Below are 16,432 nucleotides of genomic sequence, written 5' to 3'. Positions count from 1 at the left end.
GGGGGCCGTGGGGAGCCGGGCGGCCTACCGGTCCTGGTAGCTGCTCATGTTCGACCGTACGTGGTCGGAGAAGAACCTCGGTCCGATGGCGTCGGCGCGGGCCATGCCCTCCGGGGTCAGCAGCATCACCGTGCCCGTCGTCCGGACCCAGTTGCGGGCCAGGAGGGTGTCGAGCTGGGGAGCGAAGTCGCTCTCGAAGCGGGTGCCGAAGTGGCGTTCGTAGCGGACGACGTCGAGTCCGGAGGATTCGAGGAGGTGCTGGAGGACGTACATCCGGCGTCGTTCGTCGTCGTTCATGGCGAAGGCCCACTGGGCACGGCGGAAGCGCTCGCTCGGGGTCGCGATGTAGTCGTCGATGATGCGGCGCACCTCGGGGACGGCGACGGCGTAGTCGGTGGTGTAGTGGAGGCCGGTGGTGAAGGAGCGGGCACCGACACCGAGGCCGACCATGCCGGCCTGCTGGTTGTACTCGTTGATGCTGCTGCCCTCCTCGTCCTCGGTGGCGGCGGTGCCGAGGCGCCGGAAGACCCGCATGGACGTCTGCTCGTACCCGGCGGACAGGAGGTGGTCCCGGCCGAACCGGTAGAGGCGCAGGCGCTGGTCGTCCCACTCGTCGGGGCCGGCCGCGTGCCGGGAGCTGAGCCCGGTCAGGGGGCGCACGTAGAGGGGGTAGAGGTAGATCTCCTCGGGTTCCCAGGCCAGGGCGGCGTCGAGCGAGACCTGGAAGGTGCGTTCGGTCTGGCCGTCGATGCCGTAGATGAGGTCGATGTTCAGGATGGGGAAGCGGGCGTCACGCAGGCGGCCGAGAGCGGCCTCGACGTCGTGGCGCTTCTGCGGCCGTACGGCCGCGCGGACTTCGTCGTCGAGGAAGCTCTGCACACCGATGCTCAGTCGGGTCGCACCGCGTTCGGCGAGGACGGCGAGCCGGTCGGCGGTGGCCGTGTCCGGCGAGGTCTCGACCGACCAGGACGCCGCCTGCAGGTCGGCGCCCATGATGTTCTCGGAGATGTCGCAGAGTCGGGTCAGCTCATCGGCCGTGAGGTAGGTGGGGGTTCCGCCACCGAAAGCGGCGAGGGTGAAGCGTAAGGACTTGCCCTGGGCGTCGAGGGCCTCCCGGGTGACCCGGGCCTGACGTTCGAGGGTGGACAGGAAGGCGGAGGTGACCTCCTCGGGGGCGCCGGTACGGGTGAAGAGGTTGCAGAACCCGCACCTCATCTCACAGAAGGGGACGTGGACGTAGAGCGAGAGGGCGTCGAGGCGTTCGCCGGACCACAGGTCGCTCAGGAGCGGCCCGTCGTCGAGGAGCCGGTAGGCCTTCTGGTGCGGGTAGGCGTAGACGTACTGCTGGTAGGGCGTCTCGGCCTCCGTGGTCGTCGTGACGGGAAGGGACGGGGTCGGAAGCATGACGGGGTTGCTCATGGGCGATGCGCCTCGCTTTCTGAGGATTCGTCACAAGTGCGGTCAGCTCGGCACCTTAGAGTGACCGGCGAGGTGATTTCTGTAGTGTGATCCACAAAAGATCTGATTCACGGCCTAGAGCTTCGTCCGCACTTTTCGCGGCGAATGCGCTTCCTCCCGAAATGCCGCCCCGGGCGCGGGTGATGGACGGTCCGGGCCGTGCGAAACGCCTGACGGACCGCGCGTCACTGGGGTTGTGTGTCCGGCATGAAGCGACTTCTCATCGCCGCGGGGGGTGGCGGCGACGCCATCACGGCGGCTCTGGTGCACGCCGCGCTGCACGGCGCGCGCACACCGGCCCTGGTGCTCACCTACGCGTGGGAACGACTCGTCGTGGACCCCGTGCCCGGCCCACGCGGTACGGCCGACTTCACCGGGCTGGACCGCCCCGCACCCCGTCTGACCCTCGTCACGCCCCGGACCGCACCGAGGGCCCCGGCCGGATCGCTGCTCCCCCGGCTGGCCGGTGCTCTCCGGCCCGCACTGGGACTGCTCGACCCGTACGAGGGAGTGGTCGGCCTCGCCCGTCAGATCGAGGAGGCGGCCCGCTGGTGCGGCGCCGACCGCGTCGACCTCGTGGACGTGGGCGGCGACATCGTCGCGCGCGGCGACGAACCGACGCTGCGCAGCCCCCTCGGAGACGCGCTGGCCCTGGCCGCATGCGCCGCGGCAGGCCTCCCGACCACCGTGTACGTCGCCGGACCGGGCTTGGACAACGAGGTGCCGCGGGCCGTTCTGGCGCCCCGGCTCGGCGCGCCGGCGTTCGCCCTCGCACCCGAGGACACGGACGACGTCCTGCCCGTCTTCGACTGGCACCCCTCCGAAGCCGGAGCGATGCTAGTCGCCGCCGCCCGGGGCGTACGCGGCGTCTGCGGAACCCGCGACGCGCCCGCGCCCGTCCTCCTGGACGACTCCTCGCACCAGGTGCACCGGCTCACCGGCGACGAGGCACTCCGGCTCAGCCCGCTCGCGCGGGCCCTCGCCGACTGCCCCGGCCTGGAGGCCGCCGAGACGGTGTCGCACACCGTGTGCGGCTTCTCCGAGATAGCCCGGGAACGACAGCGCGCGGCCGTACTCCCCGCACCGCCCGGGCCGCGCCCGGCCGGGGAAGCCGCTGCCGTCCTGGAGCGGTACCTGGCCTTCGAGCGTGCCCTTCGCGCCGAGGGCCTCGCCTACGTCACGACCCGCAGGATCACCGAGGAACTCGACCTCACGCCGCCCGAGGCGGACGCCCTGCACCGATCCCTGGCCGCGGGCTCGCCGACCCGACGGGCGGCGCCTCTCTGGCGGCTGGCGGAGGTCTGAGGCACACCCGCGACCGGGTCCAGCGGCGCCGAGCCGTCCGGCAGCGGGGGTCGCCATGCGCCCCTGTCCCGGCCTCCCCCAGGCAGCTCGCGCGCTGGGGGGTACGCCCCCAGGGAATCAGCCGTCCACAGGAAGCTCGTCCTGCGGGTGACCGTCCCAGGGGGTCGGTGCCGTGGACGCGGTCCAGGCCGCCAGCTCGGCGCCGTCGACGCAGACGATCCCGCAGTGCGCCGCGTACTCCAACGCCGGCTCCGTGAACGTGCTGGTGGTGACGAGAATGGCCACGTCGGCCTCGTGCACGGCGTAACAGGTGCCGCCGAACCGCTGGAGGTCGGGGGAACTGACCCGATGGTCCTCCCCGTACTGCTTGCACTGCAGCACCACCCGCCTCCCGTCGGCCGTCGTCGCGATCACGTCCGCGCCGAGGTCGCCGGCGCCGCCGACCACCTCCACGGGAGAGCAGCCGTCCCGGGCGCACAGCGCGGCGATGGTGTGCTCGAAACCGTCCGGGTCGACAGCGAGGTGGTCGAGCGCCTCGGAGTCGAGGGCAGGCGGGGCGCCAGGCCCGGCGACCGTCGGGGCGGTCTCCAGCGGCACGGTGACGTCGTCGAGGACCGCCCTCTCCAGCTGCCCGACTTCCAGCGTCGGGCAGTCCGTGTCCGCCGACGCCGTCCCCGCGTATGCCTCCGCGTACGTCTCCGCATCCGCCCCGCGGACCCAGGTCCGACGGCCTGAGGCGGCCCTGCCCCATCGGTTCAGCGCCACCCCGACACCCAGCAGGAGGACGAGGACGACCAGGACCGTCGGCAGCTGCGAACCGGTCGCGTGCGCCGCCCTGAGCATCACGACCACACCACCGACCACCGCGCCCGCGAGCCCCACCAGGAGCACCACGTCGCGCGCGGACCTCGCCGGGCCCTCCCGGTGCACCGCACTCCCACCCCTGTGATCGACCGATGCCATACGGTCCCCCTCCTCGGACTCCGTGCCTCTCCCCCGATGCGCGCGATGCCATGCCGACGCGCGCTTCCTGTGCACCGAGGTCGAAGCCCACCTCACCCCGAACGGATCACCCAAACGCACTGCTGCCGGAGGTTCTCCTCGGGCCTGTCCGACGGGCGCGACGGGCCGCTCGGAGCCTCATGGACGCCGGGGCATCCGGCAGGCCGGTGTTCCTCCCGGCAGCCGGTGACGGTTGACCGCGATCAGCCGGTACGCGTGCCGGGCCACCCAGCGCACGCCGGGCAGCAGGAGCAGCGCTCCCAGCGGCGCCCAGACCCCGCCCGCGCTCAGGAGGGCCCGCGCGACAGCTCGCGCCCCTCCTTCGACCGCTCCGGCCGGTGGCACCCACAGCACCTCGTACTCGGCACGTTCCCGGGTGACACCCAGGGCGTCGAGGTCGGCGAACTGCCACGGGACGATGTCACACCCGGGCCGCACCCGCCGTTCGGCGAAGTTCGCCGACGTCGTGCAGAAGCCGCAGTCTCCGTCGTAGACGAGCACAGGCCGAGGACGCATGGCTCCATCATCCCGCTTCGCGACGCCCGACCGCCTCCAGCCGGACGCCGCATGCCGGCCCGCCCGCCGGAACCGCGTGGCTGAGCGCCGCTCCCGCCCCATGACCGCGCGCCGTGCCGCCGGCGTTCTCGGGTGAGAGGTCACGCGTAGTACGCGAGGTACGAAGCAGATTGCCCGGATGGCGAGAATTCGTCGAAGTACCCGGCATCCTCACAGTGCAGCAGGCGCTTCAAAGCCGCCTGCCCCTCTGGCGCAGAGAGCCCCGAAAGGTACGCCTTGGTCTGTTCCAGTCCGGCGGCACACAGAAGCTCGATGTCGATGGAACAGTCGGCGTCCCAGCTGGCCGTCTTGGCGCTCCAGATCAGGAGGACGTCTTCGAGAGCGGCGGCGAGGAACAACTGGACGCAGCACAGCCTCATGAGGATCGTGTCGCCGTACCCTTGGCTCTCGCGTTCGAGCCGGATCTGCTCGGCCAGAAGCGTGCGCACCTCGTCAAGACCACGCTCATCCGGTCGAACACCATGACGGGCCAGCCACTCGTCCTCGTCCACTCGTCCTCCATGCCCGCGTCCGCCCTGGCCGCGACGACATGAACCTATGCGTCACCCCACCTCGGCGGCCATCCATAAAAATTCGCCGATACAGGACATTCCACCGGAATGTTTAGAATCGAACTGGTGGCGCACTCGCAGATCGAGAAGGCGAAGCCACAGGCCCGTGTGATTCCCGGGGCCACGGGCCTCGTCGACGGGCGACTGCCCGACCGGCGGATCTTCAGGAGGGTCACATGAGAAACGGACGGGGCCACCACCACAGCAGACGCAGAGCGCTCTCCCGATGGACGCCTCGAGCCGTCGTGCGCCGCAGCCTGATCCGCGTGACGAAGTGGGAGCTCCGTCTGATGGTCTGGAGTGTGCGGATGTCGATCCGCCGGGCCCTGCAGTCCGCGTCACCGACGGCAGTTCGGCACCGGTAGCGCTCCGACACGCGCCCGCCACACCGCGACGTCGCAGAGTGACGGAGGAAGTCGTACGCCGCCGCGCTCCGTCACCGCCCGCAGAGGGCAACCCTGTGCTGCTCCATGACGCAGACGGCCGGGGCCGGGCCGAGGCGCCGACCCCGTGGCGGCCTGCGACCATGATTGCCACGCATCCCGAAGCCGTTGTGCGCAGCGCCTGCTCGCGCCCCCGCACCGGCGAGACGACAGCCCAGGCGTCCGCCGCGTCGGCGGAGACCCGGCGCCCTTCCTCAGAAGCGGGTGGCGATCCCGAAGACCCGGCGCAACTGCGCCATGTCATGCCGGTCACGGTCCGAGGGCTCGTATCCCTGGTGGAAGTAGACCTGCTGCTCAGCGGAGAGACACGGGACGGTCCGCCCCTGGATCGTGCCGGTCACGAAGCAAGTGGAGGGGTACACGAAAGGACGTTCCGGTTCGGGGGACGCCTGCACGGCCGAGCCGTCGCCGGCGAAGACGAGAGGATGAAGATCGATCTCCCGACCGTCCGCAGCCGTGACGACGAACCGGATCGGCCTCCAGCTCAGACTCTCCTCGAAGCCCGCCTCGCACAGGGTCGCCACCACGGTCGCCTCCTGGTCCTGCCGATGCATCAAGTCCACGTCCCGGTGCTTCCGTGTCTGTTCACCGATCAGCGCGTCGATCCCCCATCCTCCGCCGATCCAGACATCCACCTCGGCCCGCCTCAGCAGAGCCATCACAGACAACACGTCGTCACCCGTCATCACCTGATGCACGCTAGAAGCAACGGCCTTGCTCTGCGAGCGAATTGGGAGGCGAATCCCGAACGGGATGCGAGAGCGATCAGCTAAGGGCTGTCCCGTAGCTGCTACCGGCGGCCCGGCGGGACGGCCTACGACCGGATGCACCGCGCCAGCTGGCCGTACTTCATACCGCTGGAGTAGAGCTGCCCCTCGCGGTTACGCCCCATGAACTTGATGCCGTTGGTGCGCCGCTCCACGAGGGTCAACCGGAGGATCTGGGTGCCGCGCTCGGTCGAGAACTCGAGGAGATCGTCCGGCTGGAGGTCTTCGGCAAGGACATCAATCGTCATGGTGGGGAGCGTACGGCTTGATCGTGCGACGGCCCGGTGAGGGATGACTTCAGCCGCCTGGGAAGACCGGTCACCGGTGGGATGTTCTTGGCGTGGCTGGTGTGATCACGGCGCCGGAGCCGTCCTGCCTAGGCCCGTTCACCGGGCTCAGCCCGCGCGCCTTCGGGAGGCTGGCGACGGTGCCGCGGCGTGGAGGTGCGGACATGGTCCGCAAGGGCCGGCCGTGGAGCCTTCCCCTCGATGACCGGGCACTGCTGGTCGCAGCGTACTGGCGCACGAACCTGACCATGCGACAGCTCGCGCCGCTATTCGGGGTATCGAAGTCGGCAGCAGACCGGATCATCGACCACCTCGGGCCGATGTTCGCGCTCCAGCCCCGCAGACGGTTCGCGAAGAACGCCGTGCTCATCGTGGACGGCACCCTGGTGCCCACCCGCGACCACACCATCGCCGAGCGGTCGAAGAACTGCCGGTACTCCACCAACCACCAGGTCGTCATCGACGCCGACACCCGCCGTGTCGTCGTGGTCGGCCGGCCGCTCGCCGGGAACCGCAACGACTGCAAGGCGTGGGAGGAGTCCGGCGCCAAGGCCGCCGTCGGCAACACCGTCACGATTGCCGACGGCGGCTACCCGGGCACCGAACTCGTCATCCCCCACCGCCGGCAGCGCGGCCAGAGTGAACTCCCGGCCTGGAAAGAGGAACACAACAAGTCCCACAAGCAGGTCCGGGCCCGCGTCGAGCACGTCTTCGCCCGCATGACGACCTGGAAGATCCTCCGCGACTGCCACCTCAAGGGCGATGGCGTCCACCACCCCATGCTCGGCGTCGCCCGGATGCACAACCTCGCCCTCGCAGGATCGGTGCGTGGGCCACGCGACAACCGACCATGCCGAGATGACTCGGAGATCATCTCCGGCCGCGTGCTGATGGAACCGGGTGAGGATCCGCTGCCAGGTGCCGTTTCGTTGCCGGCGCCGGAACAGGTCGTAGATCCGGCCCCACGGCCCGTACTCGGCGGGGATGTCCCGCCACGGCGGCCGGTGCGGACCCGGAACCGTCGGCGAGGACAGAGGGGTGGGGCGGACCCCCCTCGCGTCCTCCGGTAACAGCGGTTCCAGCACCGCCCACTGCTCGTCCGTGAGCTCTCTCCGACCCATCAACCGCGGTCATTCGCAATTCAAGATCCACTTTTGACGATGGAGACGGTCCACGATCAATCGGGCCCACCGCGCCGTCCCTAGCTCGGGGTACTCGTGACTGCCTGCCCCCGGGCTGTGGCCCCGTCCGGATCGGTGGAAGGTTGCGGCGTCGCGGGGGCTTCGGCGGGTTCGGACCTCGCGAGCCACAGGCCGGTGAACGCGGCGGTGGCCAGTGTGACGGCCCCGGCCGCGAGGAAGGCGGTGTTGAGGCCGTTCTCGAACGAGGCGCCGCCGGACTGGCGGGTGCGGACGACGGCTCCGAGCAGCGCCACCCCGAGGACCGCGCCGATCTGCCGGGTGGTGCTGCTGATCCCCGACGCGAGGCCGCCTTCCTGCGGGCTGACCGACTGGATGGCCGCCCCCGTCAGGGGGGACATCGTCAGGGCGAATCCGATGCCGACGGCTGCCAGCCGCCACCACACCTGGCCGTAGCCGGTATCGGCGTGCACCGTGCCGAGCGCCAGGAGTCCCAGGCCGGCCAGCGCCAGGCCGATGGTGACCACGATGCGGAAGCCGTACCGGGCGGCGAGCCGTCCCGCGTAAGGGCTGACGACGACCATGGCGAGGGACACGGGCAGGGTCTGCAGGCCTGCACGCAGGATCGAGCTGCCCTGCACGTACACGAAGAACTGGGAGAAGAAGAACGACGAGCCCATGAGCGCGAACCCCACCACGATCATGGCGGTGTTGGACACGGTGAACAGACGCTGCCGAAACAGCCTCAGCGGCAGCATCGGCGCGGAGCGACGCGCTTCGACGGCGAGGAAGGCGCCGAGGAGGGCCGCGGCGGCGGCGAAGCTTCCCAGGATCACCGGCGACGTCCAGCCGCGGGCACCCCCCTCGATCAGCCCGTAGGTCAGCGCACCCACCCACAGGACGGACAGCACTGTCCCCGGGATGTCGATCGCGGGGGCGTTCGGGTTGCGGGTCTCTTCGAGGCTCCGCAAACCGACCAGCAGAAGGACGGCGCCGAGGGGCAGGTTGACCAGGAAGATGGCGGGCCAGCCGAAGGCGTCCGTCAGTACGCCGCCGGCCACGGGGCCCGCGGCCAGACCAATTCCGCTGAATCCGGCCCACAGCCCGATCGCCTTGACGCGTTCCTGCGGCGCGGGATGGGCGGCGATGAGCAGGGCGAGCGAGGCGGGGCTCAGTGCCGCGGCCCCGATGCCCTGCAGAACCCGTCCGGCGACCAGCCAGCCGAGCGAGGGCGCGAGGCTGCACAGTACCGACGCGACGGTGAACACCACCACGCCCGTCAGGTACACCCGTTTGCGGCCGAACCGGTCGGCGAAGACGCCGCCGGACAGCAGCAGCATGGCGACCAGCAGGACGTACGCGTCGACGATCCATTGCAGCCCGGTCAGCTGTGTGTGCAGCCGGTGCTGCATGTCGGGCAGCGCCGCTCCGACGATCGTGTTGTCGAGCAGGACCATGAACTGACCGAGGCAGGTCACCGCGAGCAGCACGGCCCGGCTTGATCGACTGCCTGCGGTCGCTTGCGATACGGCCATGGGATCCCCTCCGTCGTCAGCTGCGCCCCGGGCCGCGGTTCACGCGGGCGACGGTACACCTGAGCATGCTAAACGCAGCCACCGACTGCGTTAGGGGACTATAGGGAGGGCCGACTTACAAACGCAAGTCGCGACTGCGTTAAGGTGGGGACATGAACGAGGGACAGCGGGCCCGGCGGCCCGGCGGGCGCAGCGCCCGCGTCGGCGCCCAGGTGCACCAGGCCGTCACCGGCCTGATCAGCGAGCGGGGCTACGGCAACTTCACCGTCGGTGAGGTCGCGGCCCGCGCGGGAGTGGCCGACAGCAGCATCTACCGCCGGTGGGGCAACCTGGAATCCCTGCTCAGCGACGTCGCGCTCACCCGTCTCAACGCGCAGTCGCCGATGCCCGACACCGGGACCCTGGCCGGCGACCTGCGCACGTACGCGGCCCAAGTGGCCCGCGAGATCACCGGACCGGACGGTCCGGCGGTGCTGCACCTGGCCGTCGCCCTGTCGAGCAGTGGCCAGCAGGGCCTCCAGGCTGGTGCCGAGCTCCGTGCCGAACGCACCCGGCAACTGCAGGCCTTGCTCGACCGTGCCCGCGACCGTGGCGAGGACGCACCCGACGCGTTCGACGTGCTGGACCACATCCTGGCTCCGATGTACATCCGCGTCCTGTTCGGCATGGAACTCACCCCGGAGTACGTCGACGGGCTGGTCGACCGCATGCTGTGACCTCGCCCCGGTCCCCGCGGCCGGCCTTCACGCGGTGCGGGTCGCGGGCGAGGCAGGGCGCAGAGCCTCGATGCCCGCGAGGCGGATGAGCCTCGTTCCTGCGCCGCCCGGGCCCGGTCGCACATCAGCCGTATCAGTTCTTCCGCCTGCTTCTCGGAGCCGACCCCGTCGCGGAGCGGTCCGTAGTGCATCTCGATGAGGACCGTCCCGACTCGGGCCCGCCACATGAGATGGGAACCGACCTGGCTGGGGTCCGCCAAATCGTCGTCCTTGACTTGATAGGTACTGGCCGCGCTCTGGTCCCCCAGCGTGCGGCCGGGAAAAGGCCTCTCCTTCCTGCTCCCGGGGTTGGTCGCGTTCTGGGTTATCTCGGAGAAGCCCTGGGCCGCGATCGCCGTGTCCGGGCAGGCGTACGTGTCGTACCGGACCTTCAAGTCGCTGAACCCCGAGCCGTCCCGGTCCTGGGATTCGTACCCGGCCACGACGTTGTGGCACTTGGCATCGCTCTCCCTGAGGTGGACCGGCTGCTCCGTCTCCCACGCGCCCGACAGATCCGTCAGCCCCGGCAGCATCTGTTCCGCCTCGGCTGCGCTCAGCGCCCGCGCCCGGCCGCCGCCCTTCCCCTCACCGTTCCCGGAGGCCTCACCGAGCAGCTGCACCACCCCGTAGACGAGAAGGGCAGCCACTACGACGAGCGCGACCGCCAGGCCCAGAAGGCCGGCCGTCGTGTTCGGCTTGTTGACCGTGACGGGCCCGAGCGAGATCTGGCTCGAGCGCATCCGCGTGCCGTGAACGTTCACCACGTGCGACATCTGCGTCTGGGGCATCGACACGTTCAGACGCGCCGCCAGGGTCTCCCGGAACCCGGGGTCCGCCCCCAACTCCGCGCGGAGCACCAGCTCCGCGTCCCGCCGGGCGTGTTCGTCACCGGGCGCGGCCTCCACGCCGGCCAGTGCGGCCTGTCCCTGGGGTGTCACGGCCAGGCGCTCGCGCACGAGCTGGACGACCATGGAGGCGGTCTCCTGGCCGAAGCCCGTCACCGCGCCGGTGAGTAATCCGACCGCCACAACGGCAAGGTCCGTCTCCACGCTCTCTCCCCCATCGCGCGTCGCTTCCGGAACCCGGTTGTTCCCCTCCCAACAGAAGGAACACACCACTCCGGCAATCGCCGCCCCGCCTGTCCCTGAGCGGCGGCCGGCCGTTCGCCCGGCGTGCGGGGACCGGCCGGATGACACGCGTCCGGGGATCAGAGGCAGTCGACGCGGACGTGTGCGGCGGAGCGGACCATGCCCTCGCACCGCTGGTCCCGCAGCCTGGTGATCGCAGTGCCGATCGGCCGAGACACAGCGACGGTGACCGATCCCGGCTACCGGGGCTCGACGCCCTGACGTGGAAGCGGCAGCGGGGCGCCCCACCGCGACAACGCCCGCGTCCCGTCGGACCTCCGGCTCTGCCCGACCTCTCCCCGCGAATCGTGCCTCGCCCCGGTCGCAGCAGGGCGCGTGCGAACGCCAGCGAGTCGAACACGGCCGACGTGGCTTTGTAGGTGAGTTTCAGGAACGTCTGATGCTCAGCGTTAGGAACGCCCGGTTCCGCAGGAGAGTGATTCCACCGAGTTCTGGAAACGCCCGGGTCTTCCGGGTACGTACATCCTGTCGAACGAGACTGCTCAACGAGCTGGTCGAGCCGCTGGGCCCTTGTCGCTGGAGGCGGAGAGAACGCATGATCGCCTCATGCGAGGCGCCTTCGACGATGTCCCATTGACCACGCTCTTCCCCCGCCTGTCGCCTGCCGACGTGGAATCCCTGGAACAAACCGCCCGCGCAGTTGATGCGACTCGCGCGCACGGAGACAAGGCTGAATGGGAGTGGGCGCTGCGCCACGTGGTCTTCCCGGGCACGCAGCCGTGGACACCCATCGTGCTTGGCCTGGACGGCATCGAGCATGCGGACGGGGGCGATCAGCTGGAGTTCCTGCTCCAAGTCGTGTGGACCGACTTCGGCCAGCTCGCGGTCGACGCGGCGGTGAACGTGGCCTGCTGGTGCGACACCGATCACGCCAGCCATGACGTCGACGCCCTCAGGCTTGTTGTCGGTGAGGAGACCTCGCTGCCTCGCTCCTTCCAAGCAGGTGCTGAGCGTCTGATCGGATGGCTCACCGACCCTCGCGACGCGGATTTCTGGCGTGCCCGAGCGGCTCTGCCTCCCCGTCGGCCCGCTTAGGAAGCCGGCGGGATGACGACGGGTGACGCGCAGTTGGTGTGATCAGGCGACGTTGGTGTCGCGTTCGACGGCGGCGAGCCTGTCGTGACGACCGGCGCTTCCGCCAGGGCCTACGGCTGTCCCGACCAGCTCGCTCAACTGGGCTCCTCATGCGTGGGGTGGGTGGTGAAGGAACGGGTTCCGGTCAGTTCGTCATCAACCGACAGCCGTCTGCAACCGACCGCGCCGCGCACGGCCGCCACCCGGTTCAGGAGGGCCATCAGCGAGCTGGCCGTCTCCTCGCCGAGTGCATCCCGGTGGCGGGGCTGCGGAGGGAAGTCACCGGTGGTGGTCCGCCGGTTCCGGCCGTCTGTAGGACCGTCCCAGTGCTTCTCGTCGACGACGCAGGCTCCGCGGCCGACGGCCCTTGGGTGGATAGCCAGCAGGGTCTCGCCGTTGGCGCCGGGGACGGTGGGATGCAGCGTGATCTGGGACTTCGTGGCCCTGACTTCCACCAGCTGACGCGGGCGGACCTTGCGGGCCGGCACCGAGTAGAGGTTCGCGTCAAAAGCGACCAGACAGTCCTTGCCGACGTAACGTAGGTGCCGCTGTGTGACCACATAGGGCGTCCCCGGAAGGGGCCGCAGGGCCATGTGGTCGCGGATCGCGCGGTGCCCGATCACCTCGCCGTGGGTGCCGTGGGACTTCGCCCGGCGCAACGGCACCCAGGCGTTGAAAGCGGAGTCCAGCTCCTCGATGGAGGAGAAGGACCGGCCGGCCAGGACGTGGTCGCGGACGATCAGGACCTGCCGCTCGACCCGGCCTTTTCCGGTGGGCCGGTAGGCGGCCAGCACGTCGATGTCGAAGTCGTAGTGCCCGGCGAACCCGACCGCTTCCGGGTGCAGCGGAACCGCCTCGCCCGGTGCCACGTGGCGTCGTACGACGGTCTTGGTGCGGTCGTAGACGATCGATATCGGCACCCCTCCGAACGAACGCCTGCCTCTGGCTCAGGTTATGTGGTCCGTTGCGGTGGGTTACGACTGAAGGTGGCACTCGGGTTGGTTCACAGCGAGCCGAGGAACTCGTTGACGGCTGCGGCGAACTTGTCTGGGACGGTCTCGTGGACGGTGTGTCCGGCGGGAAGTTCCATGAGTCGGCAATGAGGGCGCCGCGTTGCCATGTCCTTCGCGTGCTCCGTGCTGAGCACTGTGCTCCGACTGCCGCGGACAAGCAAGGCTGGGCAGGCGCTGGCGAGCCAGTCGTTCCAGTGGTCCCCGTTCAGCTCCTGCTGCGAGGCATTCATATCCTTCGGGTCGAAGGCAAGGCCCCATCCATCGGGAAACTCACGGACGGCATCCATGAGGTATCGCGCCGAGGTGCCGAGTCCTTCCAGCAGTTCGGACCGGCTCGGTGCCCGGTGTGGCCAGGCCAGGCTGAACGACAAGTCGCCATCGACCTCGGCACCGATGTCCTCGACGATGAGTGCGTCCACAAGTCGCGGGAACCGGGCCGCGAGCTGGTAGGCGTTGACGCCGCCCAGGGAGTGGCCGAGTACGACCGCCCGGTGGAACCCCAGATGTTGCAGCACCGCCGCGGCGTCCTCGACGTAGCCGGCGCGGGAGAAATCGGGAGACCTGTCGGAGAGGCCGTGTCCACGCTGGTCGGGCGCGATGATCCGCCAGGAGTTCCTCAGCTCCCGGGCCAGGTGCGCGAAAGTGCGGCCTTCCCCGAAGTGCCCGTGCAGGGCGAGCAGGGGACGACCCGGACCGCCGAAGTCGAGGAAGGACAGGCGACGCCCGGCCACCGTCAAGGAAGCGCGCTTCGGCTCGGGCGGGATCGTTGACCTCATGGTCGTCAGTATGCGGGGATCCCATGGCCCAAGGTCACGAAGCGAGCAGTACTCGCTTGCGTAGGAGCTTGAAGCCAGTGCGTCCGTACCTCTGTCGCTTGATCATTTTGATGCGGTTGAGTGGTAGTGGCCTTCCATGACGCCTGAGCTCCAGGGCAGGGTCCGGCCTGCTGTGACAGCTGTGAGGTCACGTTCGAGGCCGTTGACGAAGGTGTGCGGGAAGCCTGATCGCTTACAGGAACCCGGCGCGAAGGGGGGCTCGCGCGGCCACGTGGACGGCATCGTGACGGAGGGCGCGAGCCCCAGGCCTCCGCGGATTCAGCGTCGATAGGCGGTGGCCAGGGGAGCGGCGCCTACGGATCGGACTCGGTTGTCAGGGCGTCGGAGTAGCTTCGGTCAGGGGAGAGTGACGTTGTTGAGGGCGTTGTGGGTGGGCAGGGTGTCGGCGGCGTTCTCGTGCTGATCGCCGTTTCCGAAGGTCTGGGACAGGAGTCCGACCCCGGGAAGGTTGTTGCCGACGCTGTCGGCCGTCGCCACCCCGGCCGAGGCGAGGACCGCAGTGGCGGCGACAGTGGCAGCGGCGATGACACGGCGGTTGAAGATCGTCATGCCGGGCTCAACGACGCGGAGCCGCAACGGGACACGCTGCATGGGGCTCAAACAGAGCCACGGCGGCGTGCCCGCCGGGTCGGCCAGCACCAGGCTCGCGCGCCGACGGCGTCCGGCGGAAGTGCGCCGGACGCCGTCGGAGTGTCGTGGAGGGGTCAGCCGGTGACCCGGGGGGCGTGGAGCCGACGCTCGAAGGCGGTGAAGGCCGCCTCCTGACGCCACTCCGCCGTCGCCTTGGGGCTGGTGTCGAGGAGGCGCCGACACGAGGGGCGGGGAGTCGCCGTGCCGGGGCGCTCGCCGCGGCAGGCACCGGTGAGGCGGTAGCCGCCACGGGTCGGGTTGCCCTGCCACAGGCTCGTACCCGGCAGGAAGGCGTACTCCAGCGACGCGCGGGCCAGGTCCTTGAGGTCGCGGTAGCCGAGGCCGTAGGTCTTGCTGGCGTACTCGTACTCGTGGGTGATGTCGATGCGCGAGACGCCGGGGTCGTCCGTGGCGAGGACGACGGGAACGCCGAAGGCCCGGTAGGTCTCGAAGGGGTGGTCGGCGCCCTTGACGCCGAGGATCTGCGCGTTGCTGGTGAACGGCACCTCCACGGCCGTCTCGCGGGCGGCCATGGTGGCGGCGGTGCGCTGCCAGGCGTCCTCGTGGCGCAGGTCGACACCGTGGCCGACGCGCTCGGTGCCCGCCACGTTCACGGCCTCGGCGATGTGGAAGCCGAGGTCCTCGGGCTTGACGAGACCGGGCCAGAGCTCCCCGGCGTGCAGGGTGATGTGGGCCTTGGGGTAGACCCCGCGCAGGTACTGCAGCATCCGCATCTGGAGACGGTAGTTGGCGAGGGACGTGTCCCAGTCCTCGGGCTGGACGAGGTTGACCGCGACGAAGCGGGCATCGCGCTCGGCCAGGCGCATGCCGAGCGCCATCTGGGTGAAGACCCGCTCGTTGGAACTGCCGCGGGACACCTGGGAGATCCAGCGCACGGCGATGCCGCATCCGGGGCGGGCCTGGGCGGTGCCGCAGCGGGACTCGGTGCGGAACTCGGCGTCGCCGGCGTCGGCCTCCTTGACGGCTGCGTCGACGACCTTGTCGAGCTTGCCGTCTGCGACGAGTTTGCCGTGCAGCCGGGCGAGGTCGGCGTCCCAGCCGACGTCGGTGGCGAGCTTCTTGGCCTCCTCGGAGGCCGGGGAGACCATGGTCTCCAGGTAGAACTGGTTCTGCGCGGCCACGGTGTCGGCGAACTCGGCCAGCAGCTTGCCCCGGTGACGCCAGGTCACCTCGCCGAACTTGCCGAAGGTGTCGAAGAAGTGGTCGTGGCCGTTTCCGCCGGGCGGAAAGTCCTCCATGGACCACGCGCGGATGATCGTGTCCCGGAAGGCTCGGTCGGTGCGTGCGTCGGCGGCAGGGCGGGTGCCCGGCCCGCAGGGCGGCACGACGGCCGTCGTCGTGGCGGTGTCGATGCACAGCCCGTCCTCGGCGGCCAGCTCGATCAGGTACTCGGTGCTCACCGCGCCGGAGAGGTGGTTGTGCAGCTCGCCACCCTTGGGCAGGGCTCGGAAGAACGCGCGGAGCGCCACCGGGTCGTTGCGGATCGCGGCGAGGCGGGCCGCGGCGCGGGCCTCGCCCGGTGTCGCGGGCGGCCGGTCCGCGGCGAGCGGGTTGACCGGTGCGGCCGGGACGGCCGCGGGGGCCGCCACAGCCGCGGTCGGGAGCAGGCAGAGGGCGGCCAGCGCGGCGACCCCGGTCGCGGCGGGGCGCAGGCGTGCGGTCCGCTTCGTGCCCGGGTCGCGCGCGTCGCGCGCCGCGGGATCCTGGTTGGCGTGGAAAGAGATCACCAGCGCATGATCGCCACCGAAACAGACCGTGCGGGCGGTTTCCGCGCTGTTCGCAGCCCACTCCACCCGCACGGGGGAACTTTCGCGCCCCACCACGGGATGAGGAAGGCACACGTGCCGGCTGCCGACGGCGCGCGGAAGCCGCACTGGACCTGGCGAAGACCT

13 protein-coding genes and 2 pseudogenes are annotated in these 16,432 nt (G+C 70.2%); 4 read left to right on the top strand and 11 right to left on the bottom strand.

Annotation, left to right across the window (positions count from 1 at the left end; translation table 11 throughout):
* Positions 1-24: 24 nt before the first annotated feature.
* Positions 25-1,419 carry an STM4012 family radical SAM protein gene (locus tag ACFV2S_RS11490; protein ID WP_385556496.1) on the bottom strand — a complete coding sequence of 465 codons (1,395 nt, stop codon included), beginning with the start codon at positions 1,417-1,419 and terminating at the stop codon, positions 25-27.
* A gap of 246 nt (positions 1,420-1,665) precedes the next feature.
* Here ACFV2S_RS11490 and ACFV2S_RS11485 point away from each other — a divergent pair, with 246 nt between their 5' ends.
* Positions 1,666-2,763, top strand: a complete 1,098-nt coding sequence (locus tag ACFV2S_RS11485; protein WP_385556494.1) for a DUF1152 domain-containing protein — start codon at positions 1,666-1,668, stop codon at positions 2,761-2,763.
* 117 nt (positions 2,764-2,880) lie between these two features.
* Here the strand turns inward: ACFV2S_RS11485 and ACFV2S_RS11480 are convergent, their stop codons facing one another.
* From ACFV2S_RS11480 to ACFV2S_RS11460, 5 genes are all read right to left on the bottom strand, one after another.
* Positions 2,881-3,726 carry a restriction endonuclease gene (locus tag ACFV2S_RS11480; RefSeq protein WP_385556492.1) on the bottom strand — a complete coding sequence of 282 codons (846 nt, stop codon included), beginning with the start codon at positions 3,724-3,726 and terminating at the stop codon, positions 2,881-2,883.
* A gap of 177 nt (positions 3,727-3,903) precedes the next feature.
* On the bottom strand, positions 3,904-4,281 hold the full coding sequence (locus tag ACFV2S_RS11475) for a thiol-disulfide oxidoreductase DCC family protein (RefSeq protein ID WP_385556490.1): 378 nt from the start codon (positions 4,279-4,281) through the stop codon (positions 3,904-3,906).
* 140 nt (positions 4,282-4,421) lie between these two features.
* The gene (locus tag ACFV2S_RS11470) at positions 4,422-4,832 is read right to left on the bottom strand and encodes a hypothetical protein (RefSeq protein ID WP_385556488.1); all 411 of its coding nucleotides are present in this window, start codon (positions 4,830-4,832) and stop codon (positions 4,422-4,424) included.
* A 697-nt stretch (positions 4,833-5,529) separates the two neighbouring features.
* Positions 5,530-6,021: a nucleotidyltransferase domain-containing protein gene (locus tag ACFV2S_RS11465; RefSeq protein WP_385556718.1), complete on the bottom strand. Its 492-nt coding sequence runs from the start codon at positions 6,019-6,021 to the stop codon at positions 5,530-5,532.
* Positions 6,022-6,149: 128 nt separating this feature from the next.
* Positions 6,150-6,350 carry a hypothetical protein gene (locus ACFV2S_RS11460; RefSeq protein ID WP_385556486.1) on the bottom strand — a complete coding sequence of 67 codons (201 nt, stop codon included), beginning with the start codon at positions 6,348-6,350 and terminating at the stop codon, positions 6,150-6,152.
* Positions 6,351-6,442: 92 nt separating this feature from the next.
* On the opposite strand from ACFV2S_RS11460, the pseudogene ACFV2S_RS11455 reads away from it, so the two are divergent.
* A pseudogene (locus ACFV2S_RS11455) lies at positions 6,443-7,210 on the top strand (transposase); the annotation flags it as partial.
* Between the two features lie 380 nt (positions 7,211-7,590).
* Here ACFV2S_RS11455 and ACFV2S_RS11450 read toward each other — a convergent pair.
* Complete coding sequence (locus tag ACFV2S_RS11450; protein WP_385556484.1) at positions 7,591-9,063, bottom strand: MFS transporter; 1,473 nt, start codon at positions 9,061-9,063, stop codon at positions 7,591-7,593.
* Positions 9,064-9,215: 152 nt separating this feature from the next.
* Here ACFV2S_RS11450 and ACFV2S_RS11445 point away from each other — a divergent pair, with 152 nt between their 5' ends.
* Together ACFV2S_RS11445 and ACFV2S_RS11440 are read left to right on the top strand one after the other, a co-directional pair.
* Positions 9,216-9,779: a TetR/AcrR family transcriptional regulator gene (locus ACFV2S_RS11445; protein ID WP_385556482.1), complete on the top strand. Its 564-nt coding sequence runs from the start codon at positions 9,216-9,218 to the stop codon at positions 9,777-9,779.
* 1,760 nt (positions 9,780-11,539) lie between these two features.
* The gene (locus tag ACFV2S_RS11440; RefSeq protein ID WP_385556480.1) at positions 11,540-12,001 is read left to right on the top strand and encodes a hypothetical protein; all 462 of its coding nucleotides are present in this window, start codon (positions 11,540-11,542) and stop codon (positions 11,999-12,001) included.
* Positions 12,002-12,135: 134 nt separating this feature from the next.
* Here the strand turns inward: ACFV2S_RS11440 and ACFV2S_RS11435 are convergent.
* From ACFV2S_RS11435 to ACFV2S_RS11420, 4 genes and pseudogenes are all read right to left on the bottom strand, one after another.
* Positions 12,136-12,969: pseudogene (locus ACFV2S_RS11435) on the bottom strand (IS21 family transposase); the annotation flags it as partial.
* A gap of 74 nt (positions 12,970-13,043) precedes the next feature.
* The gene (locus ACFV2S_RS11430) at positions 13,044-13,829 is read right to left on the bottom strand and encodes an alpha/beta fold hydrolase (RefSeq protein WP_385556478.1); all 786 of its coding nucleotides are present in this window, start codon (positions 13,827-13,829) and stop codon (positions 13,044-13,046) included.
* Positions 13,830-14,225: 396 nt separating this feature from the next.
* Entirely contained in the window at positions 14,226-14,438 is a 213-nt protein-coding gene (locus tag ACFV2S_RS11425; RefSeq protein WP_383784741.1) for a hypothetical protein, read from the bottom strand.
* A gap of 155 nt (positions 14,439-14,593) precedes the next feature.
* On the bottom strand, positions 14,594-16,192 hold the full coding sequence (locus ACFV2S_RS11420; RefSeq protein WP_385556715.1) for an adenosine deaminase: 1,599 nt from the start codon (positions 16,190-16,192) through the stop codon (positions 14,594-14,596).
* Positions 16,193-16,432: the final 240 nt, after the last annotated feature.

Origin of the sequence: Streptomyces sp. NPDC059695 (assembly GCF_042733785.1) — a bacterium.
GTDB lineage: Bacteria > Actinomycetota > Actinomycetes > Streptomycetales > Streptomycetaceae > Streptomyces.
This window is presented reverse-complemented; position numbering and strand designations above follow the sequence as displayed.

Excerpts from the sequence above, each read along its gene's own strand:
- ACFV2S_RS11490 (WP_385556496.1), bottom strand. The coding sequence starts at position 1,419 with ATGAGCAACCCCGTCATGCTTCCGACCCCGTCCCTTCCCGTCACGACG.
- ACFV2S_RS11485 (WP_385556494.1), top strand. The coding sequence starts at position 1,666 with ATGAAGCGACTTCTCATCGCCGCGGGGGGTGGCGGCGACGCCATCACG.
- ACFV2S_RS11480 (WP_385556492.1), bottom strand. The coding sequence starts at position 3,726 with ATGGCATCGGTCGATCACAGGGGTGGGAGTGCGGTGCACCGGGAGGGC.
- ACFV2S_RS11475 (WP_385556490.1), bottom strand. The coding sequence starts at position 4,281 with ATGCGTCCTCGGCCTGTGCTCGTCTACGACGGAGACTGCGGCTTCTGC.
- ACFV2S_RS11465 (WP_385556718.1), bottom strand. The coding sequence starts at position 6,021 with ATGACGGGTGACGACGTGTTGTCTGTGATGGCTCTGCTGAGGCGGGCC.
- ACFV2S_RS11460 (WP_385556486.1), bottom strand. The coding sequence starts at position 6,350 with ATGACGATTGATGTCCTTGCCGAAGACCTCCAGCCGGACGATCTCCTC.
- ACFV2S_RS11450 (WP_385556484.1), bottom strand. The coding sequence starts at position 9,063 with ATGGCCGTATCGCAAGCGACCGCAGGCAGTCGATCAAGCCGGGCCGTG.
- ACFV2S_RS11445 (WP_385556482.1), top strand. The coding sequence starts at position 9,216 with ATGAACGAGGGACAGCGGGCCCGGCGGCCCGGCGGGCGCAGCGCCCGC.
- ACFV2S_RS11430 (WP_385556478.1), bottom strand. The coding sequence starts at position 13,829 with ATGAGGTCAACGATCCCGCCCGAGCCGAAGCGCGCTTCCTTGACGGTG.
- ACFV2S_RS11425 (WP_383784741.1), bottom strand. The coding sequence starts at position 14,438 with ATGACGATCTTCAACCGCCGTGTCATCGCCGCTGCCACTGTCGCCGCC.